Annotated in this window: 2 protein-coding genes (1 of these 2 only partly in view); both read left to right on the plus strand. The window is 45.9% G+C overall.

Annotated features, from left to right (window positions below):
• On the plus strand, positions 1-12,783 hold the full coding sequence (locus Q5C82_RS04440) for an SDR family NAD(P)-dependent oxidoreductase (RefSeq protein WP_003221061.1): 12,783 nt from the start codon (positions 1-3) through the stop codon (positions 12,781-12,783).
• Positions 12,773-13,228, plus strand: the start of a protein-coding gene (locus tag Q5C82_RS04445) for a non-ribosomal peptide synthetase (RefSeq protein ID WP_003221063.1). Its footprint extends 16,089 nt past the window's final position; 456 of the gene's 16,545 nt are visible here — the first part of the coding sequence; its start codon is at positions 12,773-12,775; its stop codon lies off the right edge, out of view. Before Q5C82_RS04440 ends, Q5C82_RS04445 begins: the two co-directional genes overlap by 11 nt.

Below are 13,228 nucleotides of genomic sequence, written 5' to 3' on the forward strand. Positions count from 1 at the left end.
ATGATAACTGAACAACTGATCATTTCAATAAATAATCCTATTATGTCCAACCACAAAGTATATGGACAAGCGTTATTACCCGGCCTTGCTTATATAGATTTAATCTACCAAGTATTCCAAGAACATGGTTATGCATATCAAGAGCTTGAATTGAAAAACCTGACCATTTTTTACCCTATGATCGCAGACAAATCGTATGATATTGCTCTGACCATTCACGTGTCTGAAAACAAGAAAGGGAAATGGTCCATTATCATCGACGGACAAAAACAGCGCGGTGAGTCGCTATCGGACAAAAGACAGTATGTGACTGCTGACATGCATCGTAAAGAGCGAACTGCTCTTGCCGAATCAATAGACCTGAATCAGTGGAAACGTACAGCTGACAGGAGTCTGAATTTGGATGAAATATATGAACAATGCCGCTCTCAACAATTAGTGCATACCGGCATGATGAAGGCGGAAGGGCAGATTTTTAAAACCAAAGAGGGTGCTTTGATTGATTTATCAGTCGGACAGGAAGCGCTGCTTCATTCTGAAGCGTTTCTGTTTCATCCGACTCTCATTGACGGCAGCGGCATAGGTTCAAGCTGCCTGCTATCAGATCAAACGATGTATCTGCCATTGTGTTATGAATCGTTTTCCGCTTCGGAACCATTGCAAAAAGGATGTACAGCCCGTATCCTCTCTTCATCTGTGCGCCAGAAGAAAGAACTCACATATATGACGATTGAATATTTCAATTCATCAGGACAAAAAGTGGCCGAGCTGAAACAGTTTGCAGGCAAGTCTGTACGGGATGCGGCAGTCTTTCATTCTGCAAAAGAAATTCAAGAAGAAAGACAAGCTGTCTCTCGGAATCCAGGTCGGGACTATACCGCAATGGAAACGTATTTGCGTCAATTGCTTGCTGAACAGCTTGAAAGGCCGTCAGAACAAATGGATATCCATGCCGGATACTATGAGCTTGGGCTGGATTCACCATCCTTGCTTAATGTGGTTCAGGAGATAGGGGCTAAGATTGGAGCGGACCTCTCCCCAACGCTGCTGTTTGAATATACAACGATTGCAGAACTAGCTGCGCATCTTGCTGATGACTATTCAATTGGAGAGGCGGACGATACAGTCCGCCAGTCTCCTGTACCAATGCAGGATTCTTCAGCCGCCGCTATCTCTTCACCAGAAATCGGGGAGGATATTGCGATTATCGGAATGGCAGGCCGTTATCCTAGGGCAAAAAACATACAGGAATTTTGGGAACATCTTAAGGCAGGTACCGACTGCATCACAGAGATCCCCAACTCGCGGTGGGAATGGAAGGAAAACAATGGGCTGGATTCACCTTCAGGCAAGCCATTCTCGAAATGGGGCGGGTTTATCGAGGATGCTGATTGCTTTGATCCTCAATTTTTCAGGATCTCACCCCGTGAAGCGGAAACCATGGATCCTCAGGAGCGCTTATTTTTAGAGACGTGCTGGGAAGCTATTGAAGATGCGGGGTATACACCAGAAACAATTGCTTCACAGCAGGGAGAAAATAAAAGGCAGCATGTCGGCGTATTTGCCGGTGTTATGCATAAGGACTACTCCCTTATAGGAGCGGAGGCTCTATCAGAGCACAATCCATTTCCTTTATCGCTGAATTATGCGCAAATTGCCAACAGGGTCTCTTACTATTGTAATTTTCACGGCCCAAGCATGGCGGTGGACACGGTCTGCTCTTCCTCATTAACTGCGGTTCATCTTGCTATAGAGAGCATCCGGAATGGAGAATGCGAAGCCGCGCTTGCCGGAGGCGTCAATTTATCCCTGCATCCGGCCAAATATATCAGCTACGGCAGTGTGGGGATGCATTCGAGTGACGGCTATTGCCATACATTCGGCAAAGGCGGGGACGGCTACGTATCTGGAGAAGGTGTTGGGACTGTATTGTTAAAGCCTCTCCGAAAAGCTGAACAGGACGGCGACCGGATTTATGCTGTCATCAAAGGCAGTGCCATTAATCACGTAGGAAAAGTAAGCGGAATTACAGTTCCCAGCCCGGTCGCTCAAGCTGATGTTATCGAAGCGTGCTTAGAGAAAACGGGAATTGATCCACGCACCATCAGCTATGTTGAAGCCCATGGCACTGGAACCTCATTAGGGGATCCGATTGAAATACAAGGATTGGTGAAGGCTTTCAGCAAAAATACACAAGACAAGCAATTCTGCTCAATCGGTTCTGTGAAATCAAATATTGGCCATGCCGAATCTGCAGCCGGCATCAGCGGCTTAACAAAGACTGTCCTGCAGCTGCATCATAAAACATTGGTACCGTCATTACACTCAGAAGAACTGAATCCATATTTGCAGCTCGATCAAACCCCGTTTTTTGTCCAGCATGAAACGAAAAAATGGGAGCAGCCTTCAATGACAGAAAACGGGATGGACGTCACATATCCCCGCCGCGCCGGTTTAAGTTCGTTTGGGGCCTCGGGGTCCAATGCGCATCTTATTTTGGAGGAATATATTCCGGCAGATAGCTTTTCAGAGCCGGTTTTAGCGAAAAATGAAGAAGTAATGATTCCATTGTCCGCAAGAAACAAAGACCGTCTGCAGGCTTATGCTGTTAAACTCCTTGATTTTCTGAGCGAGGACGTCAATCTTGTAGCGTTAGCTTATACATTACAGACAGGCCGGGTGGAAATGGAGGAGCGGGCAGCCTTCATCGTGAAGGACATAAAGGATTTAACTGCTAAACTTCGAGTGTTTACAAATGGTGACAAAGAGATCGATGGTTGCTGGACTGGGCAAGCCATGGAGGATCAGGAGGCAGCAGAACCAACATCAACAAACAGCGAATTGAAGAAAATGGCGGAATCTTGGGTTCAAGGTAAGCGGGTCATCTGGGACGGCCTATACGGCGATCGCAAGCCGCTTAAAATCAGTGTGCCGACCTATCCGTTTGCTAAGGAGCACTACTGGCTACCTGCTCTTGAAACAAAAACGAGCACTGTAAATCATACTTTACATCCGCTGGTGCACCGCAATACGTCAGACTTTACTGAGCAGCGCTTTAGCTCTGTTTTTACAGGCAAGGAATTTTTCCTATCTGATCATATTGTGCAGGGACAGAAAATCTTGCCGGGTGTTGCTTTTTTAGAAATAGCGAGAGAAGCAGCGGAAAAAGCTGCGGGCGATCTGGAAGATGAACAAAGAGTTGTGTCGCTTAAAGACATCGTCTGGATTCGTCCGATCACGATAGGAAGTGAACCAAAAGAAATACATATTGGCCTTTATCCTGAAGATAACGGGGACATTTCCTTTGACATTTACAGCAGCTCTGAAACGAAAGAAGAAACCCCAATGGTACACAGTCAAGGTCGTGCAGTCATTTCAGCTGAAGTGGACACTCCAGTTTTAGACCTAGCATCAATCCAGACAGAATGCAGTCTGGACACAGTAACGTCAGAACAATGCTATACGGCGTTTCGAAAGATTGGGCTTGACTATGGCGAGGGCTATCAAGGGATTGAAAAAGTGCTTGTCGGACAAGATCAATTGCTTGCCAAAATCTCGTTGCCCAATTCTCTAAAAGACGGCAGGCATCAATTTACGCTTCACCCGAGTTTGATGGATTCCGCCTTCCACTCCACAGTCGGTTTTATCGTTAGTTCAGTCAATGCTGACAGACAAGCTCATCAGCTTTCTCTCCCGTTTGCATTGCAAGAGCTTGACATTTTCAGCTCGTGTCCAGAGGAGATATGGTCTTATATTCGATACAGTTCAGACAGCAAAGCGGAGGACAAAGTCAGAAAATATGATATTGATTTATGCGATGAGAACGGGAACGTTTGTGTTCGAATGAAGGGTGCTTCGATGCGAGCACTTGATGGAGAACAGACCAAGTCTCAAACAGCAGCTGATTCCCCGCTGAGAGGGCATACGATGATGATCCCTGCCTGGGAACCGGTTTCTCCAGATCAGGAGGACAATGCTCCGTTTATCGGTACGCGTGCTGTTTTATGCGGCGGTACTGAAGGTGAACGGGCGTTAATAAAGCATTATCATCATTCTCAGGTTTCCTTTATCGATATTCGGCCTGCAGATGACATTGATACAATAGCAGACAAACTGCAAGCGTACGGCAGCATTGACCATGTATTGTGGATTGCTCCGCCATACTCGGAGAATATGCTTAGTGAGGGACAAGAAGAGGCTGTTCTTCAGGCATTTAAGATTGTGAAGGCATGTCTTCAATTAGGTTATGGTGAGAAACAGCTAGAATGGTCTCTTGTGACCGTCCAGGCGCAGCCGGTTACGCAACATGAAACTGTACAGCCAGCTCATGCAAGCATTCACGGACTCGCGGGCACAATCGCTAAGGAATATCCGCATTGGAACATCCGCCTTCTTGACCTTGAAGAAGGCTGTACATGGCCGGTAAAACAAATGTTTACCCTTCCTGCTGATCGTCTCGGCCACGCTTGGGCCTATCGGAATCAGCAATGGCATCAGCAGCAATTGATCCCATATCGGCACTTACCGTCAAATGACACGCTATATCGAAAAGGCGGAGTCTATGTGGTCATCGGAGGCGCCGGGTACATCGGGGCGGCATGGAGTGAGTACATGATCCGCCGCTATCAGGCGCAAATCGTCTGGATTGGACGCAGTCAAATCAATGATGCCATCAAGGCAAAAGTAGACCGTCTTTCCGCTCTTGGCCCTGAGCCTTACTATATTGCTGCCGATGCAGCGGATATGCATTCATTGCAGCAGGCTTATGATCAAGTGAAAAAGCGTTATCCTCACATTCACGGGATCGTTCACTCTGCAATGGTTTTATCTGAGCAAAGCCTGGAAAATATGGCACTGGAAGAATTTAGAGGCGGACTGGCGGCGAAGATGGATGTCAGTGTTCGAGTGGCCCAGGTGTTCCGTCAGGAGAATTTAGATTTTGTTTTATTTTTCTCTTCGCTTGTAGCCCATATCAAAAACGTGAAGCAAAGCCATTATGCCTCTGGCTGCGCATTTGCAGATGCTTTTGCTCACCGTCTTTCCCAAAGCTGGGCTTGTCCTGTAAAAGTCATGAACTGGGGATATTGGGGGAACAGTGAAGCGGCTGAGGATGAACAGTATGTACAGCTCATGAATCAAATTGGCTTAGGCTTAATTGAGCCTGCGGAAGGCATGAAGGCGCTGGAAGCACTGCTTTCTGGCCCAGTCAGCCAAACGGCTTTCATTCATACGACAAAATCTGTCGCAGTCGAAGGCGTGAATCAGAATGAATTCATCACCCTTTATCCCGAGCGCCCTTCAGTTGACGCTGAAAGCCTGAAGGAGCGCCTGCCGAAAACAGGACAATTACAAAGAGTCACACATGAAGAGCTGGACGATCTTCTTTACAGGCTTTTATTAGGCCAGCTGCAAACGGCCGGGCTGTTTGAGGGTCATAGATTATCAGTTGAACGCCTTCAACAATATAAGACTCGTGAATTTTATGAAAAATGGCTTCAGCAAAGCAGTGAATTCCTTCTGCAGCATGGATATCTTAAGAAAGATGGAGATTCATTGGTGAGGAAGGATCAAGCAGAGGATATCGGGCTGCTTTGGCAAGAATGGAATGCGAAAAAAGAAAAGTGGCTCGATGACAGCAATACAAAGGCGATGGTTGTATTAGCAGAGACCATGCTGAAAGCATTACCGGATATTTTGACAGGGGAAGTCCCTGCCACAGATATCATGTTCCCGCATTCCTCAATGGAATTGGTGGAAGGGATTTATAAGCATAACCAAGTGGCAGACTATTTTAATAAAGTGCTTGCCGATACGTTAATAGCTTACGTGGATGAACGTCTGAAGCACGATCCTGAGGCATCGATTCGCATTATGGAAATAGGCGCAGGCACAGGCGGCACGAGTGCCGGAATCTTTCAAAAACTGCAAGCCTATCAAAACCATATCAAAGAATACTGTTATACAGATCTGTCGAAAGCATTTTTGCTGCATGCAGAAAAGGAATATGGGGCGGAAAACCCGTACCTGACGTATCAGCTTTTTGACGTAGAAAAACCGATTGACCAGCAGGAAATCGAGGCTGGCGGCTATGATGTCGTCATTGCCGCTAACGTCCTTCACGCGACAAAAAATATCCGCCAAACCCTGCGGCATACAAAAGCAGTGATGAAAAATAACGGAATGCTGTTGCTGAATGAAATGGCGGGAAACAGCCTGTTCCCCCACATCACCTTTGGTCTCTTGGAAGGCTGGTGGCTGTACGAAGATCCTGCAGTGCGGATTCCTGGCTGCCCCGGCTTATACCCTAACAGCTGGAAAGCGGCACTAGAAAGCGAAGGCTTTGAATCTATCTTTTTCCCGGCCGAAGCTGTCCATGATCTCAGTCACCAGATTGTCGCAGCCTCAAGCAACGGACTGGTTCGCCGTATAATGATGAAAAATGTGATCCTGCCAGAGAAGGATGTGACTCTGGCGTCTAATAAAGAGCCAGCCTATATACAAACCATAGATTCGAAGAGAGCTGGACAATCAAAACATGTTCTCCTCAGAGAAAAAAGCACAGAATATATGAAAAAACTAATCGGAGAAACATTGAAATTTCCTGTCAGCAAGATTGAGTCATCTGAACCACTTGAAAAGTACGGTATCGATTCTATCGTCGTTGTCCAGCTGACGAATACATTGCGTAAAGAATTAGACCATGTAAGCAGCACTTTATTTTTTGAGTACCAGACCATTGATGCATTAGTGGAGCATTTAATCAAAACAAAAACAGAAGCACTGATGAAACTGACAGGCCTTGACCGTCAAGTTCAACAACAGACACCGATCACAAGCAAGAATGAATCTTCTCAGAAATCTGGTCAGGCCGTTAATAAATCCCGTCGCTATCGCAAGCTTGGCATCAGCAGGGAGAAAGAAACGCCAACATACACTCTTGCTAGCCGTGACGTTGCTATTATCGGTGTTTCCGGACGTTATCCTCAGGCGGAGACAGCAGAAGACTTTTGGAATAACCTAAAAGAAGGCAGAAACTGTATTGAGGAAATTCCGAAAGAACGCTGGGATTGGAGAGCCTATTACGATATAGAAAAAGGAAAAGAAGGGTCAATTTATACGAAATGGGGCGGATTTATCAAGGATATGGACAAGTTTGATCCATTATTCTTTCAGATTTCTCCGCTCGAAGCAGAAAGAATGGACCCTCAGGAGCGATTATTTCTGCAAACCGCTTATGCAAGTATTGAAGATGCGGGATACACGCCTGACACGCTCTGTACAAGCAGAAAAATCGGCGTCTTTGCCGGAGTCATGAACAAAAATTATCCGACCGGCTACGGCTATTGGTCTATCGCCAACAGAATATCCTATTTGCTGAATTTCCAAGGTCCGAGCCTTGCCGTCGATACCGCCTGCTCATCTTCTCTGACAGCGGTTCATTTAGCGCTGGAAAGCATTTATAGCGGATCAAGTGATTGCGCCATTGCCGGGGGTGTCAATTTAGTTGTTGACCCGGTTCACTATCAGAATTTATCTGTCATGAATATGCTCTCTGCAAGTGATACATGTAAATCATTCGGCGATGACGCAGATGGATTTGTCGACGGTGAAGGCGTAGGAGCCATTGTGTTAAAGCCGTTGCAGCAAGCAATAGCAGACGGAGACCATATTTACGGAGTGATAAAAGCCAGTGCGATTAACAGCGGGGGAAAAACAAATGGATATACGGTTCCCAATCCTCATGCACAGGCACAGCTGATTAAAGAAGCGATTGAGCGCGCCAACATTCCTGCTCGAACCATCAGTTATCTGGAGGCGCATGGAACAGGCACCGCATTAGGAGATCCGATTGAGATAGCGGGATTAACAAAAGCATTTGAGGAAGATACGCAAGAGAAACAGTTTTGCGCGATTGGCTCCAGCAAATCAAATATCGGTCATTGTGAAAGTGCAGCCGGCATTGCCGGGCTGACAAAAATACTTTTTCAGTTTAAATATGGCCAAATTGCGCCATCTTTACATTCCAAGCAATTGAATCCAAACATTGAATTTAGCCATACTCCGTTTGTCGTTCAGCAGTATCTTGGTGAATGGAAACGCCCGGTGATTGACGGGCAGGAGGTGCCGAGACGTGCTGGATTGAGCAGTTTTGGCGCCGGTGGGTCCAATGCACATATGATTCTGGAAGAATATATTCCGAGAACAGAAGCGCAGACTCCTGAAGCTCATCCTCCTGCGTTGATTGTGCTGTCAGCGAAAAACAGGGAACGGCTCCAAGGAAAAGCGGAACAGCTGCTCACAGCCATTCAAGAAAGAAGGTACAGCGAAATAGATTTGATCAGGATCGCCTATACCTTGCAAACGGGCCGTGAAGCAATGGAGGAACGGCTGGGCTTTATAGCGGAATCATTAGAGGACCTTGAGAGAAAGCTCAACGCTTTTATCGAAAACAAAGGAGACAGCCTGTACCTGGATCGCATCGATGATAACAAAAAAGCATTAGCCGTTTTATCGGCTGATGAAGATACCGAAAAAATCATAGAGGCATGGATGAGCAAAGGGAAATACACGAAACTGCTGGATCTTTGGGTGAAAGGCTTGTCTTTTGACTGGGGTAAGCTGTATGGAACCCAAACGCCTGTCCGGATCAGTCTTCCGACATATCCATTTGCAAAAGAACGTTACTGGGCACCAAGCCCGGCAAAGGCTCCGGCGCCTATAGAACAGCATCATGAACAGCAAACGGAAGAACATTTTGAGGTTATGACTTTTCGAGAAGTGTGGAAAGAAGAGCCGGCAACTCTCACATCGAAACGTTTCAAAACGCTCATCTGTTTTCTGACGGATAGAGAAAACCAAAACGCATTCGTGTCATCTGTGAAAAATGTTGATCAAGACACCAAGGTCATTTTTATTTCGCAGGGTGAGGTGTACAGCAAACATTCTCAAAACAGCTATCAGATTGTGCGGGAACAACCCGCTACATTTGAAAAAGCCTTCCAGAGCATTCAGGAGGAACATGGAGAGCCAGATGCAATCCTCTATATGTGGCCTGCGGAAGATGCGAGCCGTATAAAGGACCATTCCAGTATTGTCTATCTATTACAAGGTATGACCGCAGCAAAGCTTCATCCTTCACGGTTGCTGCTGGCAGGACGTTTTGAAAATGGGCTTGACCGGAGCTATCTGGAATCATGGATTGGCTTCGAACGTTCACTCGGGCTTGTCCTTCCACACACAAAGGTGACTGGGATCTTTCAGCCGGCAGATCAAGCATCAATGGATGATTGGGCGCGTAAAATCTGGACGGAATTACAGGCTTCAACTGAACAAACCGTTTTGTATCAGAATGGGAAACGATGTGTATGCCACATTGAACAGACAACGATACAACCGAACAACAGTAAATTGAAGTCCGGCGGTACTTACCTGGTGACAGGCGGTTTAGGAGGGCTCGGTTATTTATTCGCCAAGCATTTGGCTAAACACTATGCCGCAAACCTGATTTTGACAGGGCGGTCGCCTTTCAATGACGAAAAGCAGAAGAAAATAAAAGAATTAAAGGATCTAGGCGGCGAAGCCATGTATGCAGAAGCAGATGTTTCAGATCCTATCGCGATGGGAGACTGCGTAAAAAGAGGGAAAGATCGATTTGGTACCATCAATGGTGTTATTCATGCAGCCGGAATCGAAAGCGATTCTACTATTATTGACAAAGAGATCGAAAGCTTCCAGCGCATCATTGAACCGAAAATCAACGGTACGATAGCGCTTGATGAATGGCTTAAAAATGAAGCCCTTGATTTTATTTGTTATTTTTCTTCGTCTTCTGCGATATTGGGGGATTTTGGCTGTTGTGATTATGCGATCGGGAATCGGTTCCAAATGGCTTATGCACAATACAGAAATGAGCTTCATAGCGGCAAAACGTATGTCATCAACTGGCCTGTATGGAAGGATGGCGGAATGAAGATCGGTAATGAAGAAACAACCGATATGTACCTGAAATCAAGCGGCCAGCGTTTCTTAGAAGCCGATGAAGGCATCCGTCTATTTGAACACATCCTGTCTCAGCAGGATGCTCAGCATCTCGTGATTGCCGGCCAGTCCAGCCGGGTCAGCCGCTTTTTAGGAATGACTGAACCAGCTATACCGGAGCCGGCCATTCAAACCCCTGCAGCACAAGAAAAAAGGGAAGAGATCAAAACGCTAAGCGTTGAAAAGCGTTTAGAACACGATCTGAAAGAGCATATTCACGCATTGCTTAAAATCTCAAAGGACAAGCTGAATTTGAACAAAAATTGGGCCGACTTCGGATTTGATTCGATCTATTTGGCAAAATTCTCGAATGTGCTATCAAAGCATTTCAACATCGAAGTGACACCGGCTTTATTTTTTGGCTATTCGACTTTACAAGAATTGATCGGCTTCTTCTTAACGGATCACAAAGAGCTGATCGAAGCATTTTACCGGGATGATGCGTCTGAGGCACAAAAGCCCCCTGAAGCTGATATGGAAATTCCTGCAGCTCTCGTACCAGAAAACAATAATATAAGCGACCGGCAATCTCACGCCGAGCCTATCGCCATTATTGGCATGAGTGGCAGGTTTCCTCAAGCTGATTCGGTCCATGAGCTATGGGACAATCTGAAAAACGGCAAACATTGTATCTCTGACATCCCGAAAGAACGCCGCGACTGGGGTGGTGCTGACGGAGATCCAGAAAAAGCAGTCCCAAGATGGGGCGCATTTTTGAAGAACATAGACCGATTTGATCCACTGTTTTTTCAAATATCGCCTAAAGAAGCCGAAAACATGGACCCGCGCCAGCGAATTTTTCTAGAGGAAGCATGGCACACGTTTGAAGACGCTGGCTATATGGGACATTGGATAAAAGGAAAATCCTGCGGTGTTTACGTAGGTGTGGAAGAAGGGGAATATGCGCATTTAACTGGAGATACGGATTACATTAACGGAACGCAAAACGCCACATTATCTGCGCGAATCGCATACGCATTAGATTTAAAAGGGCCTAATATGGCGTTGACAGCGGCATGTTCATCTGGACTTGTGGCGATTCATCAGGCATGTTCAGCCCTGCGACAGGGAGATTGTGAAATGGCTTTAGCCGGCGGCGTCAGCCTGAATATTTCTCAAATGTCTTTTGAAGTGCTGACAAGAGCCGAGATGCTTTCTCCAAATGGGCAATGCAAAGTGTTTGACCAGGATGCCAATGGTTTGGTGCCAGGTGAAGCGGTGGCTGCTGTTCTCCTGAAACCATTATCAAAGGCCATTGAAGATAAAGATTACATTTATGGCTGCATAAAGGCCAGCGGTGTGAATTACGATGGCAAAACCAATGGCATTACTGCACCAAATCCTTTTAGCCAGGCAGAATTGATCGAAAGCATTTATGAAAAAAATGAAATCAATCCGCTCGATATTCAATATGTGATGGCGCACAGTACCGGCTCAAATCTTGGAGATCCGCTTGAGGTCCAAGCGTTAACAAGCGTGTTCAGCACATATACGAAGCAGAAGCAATTCTGTATGATCAGCTCAATTAAACCTTTAATCGGACACACATTTGCAGCGTCAGGGGTGGTTGCTTTAATCAGTATGCTGATGGCAATGAAAAACAAGACCATTCCGGCTACTCATCATTGTGAATCGGATAACCCGTATATTCAGTTTAAAGAAAGCCCGTTTGTGCTATGCAAAGAGAACCGTCCATGGATCAGGAAAAATCAGAAGCCGAGGATGGGAACAATCAGCACGACAGGAATCAGCGGCACCAATGCGCATGCAGTCATTGAAGAATATATCCCGGATGAGCAGCCGATCACACACCGGCATAAAGAGTCAGCTGAATGCCCGCAGGTCATCGTGCTTTCAGCCCAAAATGACGATCGGCTTCAGGATGCTGTCAGCCGCATGATTGCGTATCTTGAGCAGAATCAAAACCTTTCTTTACCTGATGTTGCATATACACTTCAGGCGGGGAGAAAAGCCATGGAAGCAAGGCTCGCAGTTGTTGTGAACAATCAGGAGCAATTGGTGCGAAAATTGAAGGAATATGCGGAAGCAATGAAGAATGGTGGGGTATCAGGCCAACAGGGATCTCTTTACACAGGACATACGGAAGGGATGATAGAAGAGGATGATGCAGTCTTGCAAGTTCTCGCAAGAGAAAGAAATTTGGAAAACATCGCGGAATGTTGGGTGAAAGGATATCAGATTCTTTGGGAACTCCTTCACGAAGGTGATGACGTTCGGATGATTCCTTTACCTGGCTATCCGTTTGCAAGGGAGCGGTATTGGGCGTCGTCAGGAAAACATCAATCAGAGGCCGCTAACCCGCATGCACAAGACATGAAAAAAGAGGTTGCCGAGCCTTACGGGGAAACACACATGCATAAGATCATTGTTCAATTTTTAGCTCGAGAGTTGGGCATATCTGAGGATCGCATCAATTTCAAAAGAAACTTTCTGGATTATGGGATGGATTCAATTCTTGGCCGAAAATTGATGCGTCATATCGAAAAAACCACGCAGATGAAGATGACCGGCCGGGAAATCCTTGAATATCAGACAGTCCAAACTCTATCCGCTCATTTGGCATTGCAAGCAGAAAGACACAATCAAAGCGCGGCAGCACATCAAATAAAGAGCACGTATACAGACGAGCAAATCATCGGATTGATGCAAGAGGTGGCGCAAGGAAAATTGGATTTTAAGAGTGTGCAAAACATCATAGAAGGGAGTAAATCGTATGAATCATAAAGAAATTCTCGATGCCTTCAGATCAGGAGAATTAACCATTTCTGAGGTAGAAGAACACCTTCAAGGCAAGAAGCGGCAGTTGAAAAGCCCGCTTTCAGAAGGGCAAAAAGGACTGTGGATGCTTCAGAAAATGTCTCCTGATATGAGTGCATATAATATTCCTTTATGCTTTCGCATCAGCAAACGAATACATGCAGAGACGTTCAAGAAAGCCCTTCTGTTTGTGCAGAGACAATATCCTGTTTTAACCAGTGTGATTCAAGAGGAGAATGGCATTCCATTTCAAACGGTTCAATCATCAGAAGTGCTTTATTTTGAGGAAGAGGATATTTCAGCGATCAAATCAGCAGAGGTATTATCTTTACTAAAAGAAAAAGCAAAAGAACCTTTTCATTTGGAAGCTGGTCCGTTATTGCGCATACATCTTTTTCATCGGTCAAAAGAA

The sequence above is a fragment of the uncultured Bacillus sp. genome (assembly GCF_958411575.1).
Taxonomy (GTDB): Bacteria; Bacillota; Bacilli; order Bacillales; family Bacillaceae; genus Bacillus; species Bacillus spizizenii.

Coding starts and splice junctions, on each gene's coding strand:
- Q5C82_RS04440 (WP_003221061.1), top strand. CDS start 1: ATGATAACTGAACAACTGATCATTTCAATAAATAATCCTATTATGTCC.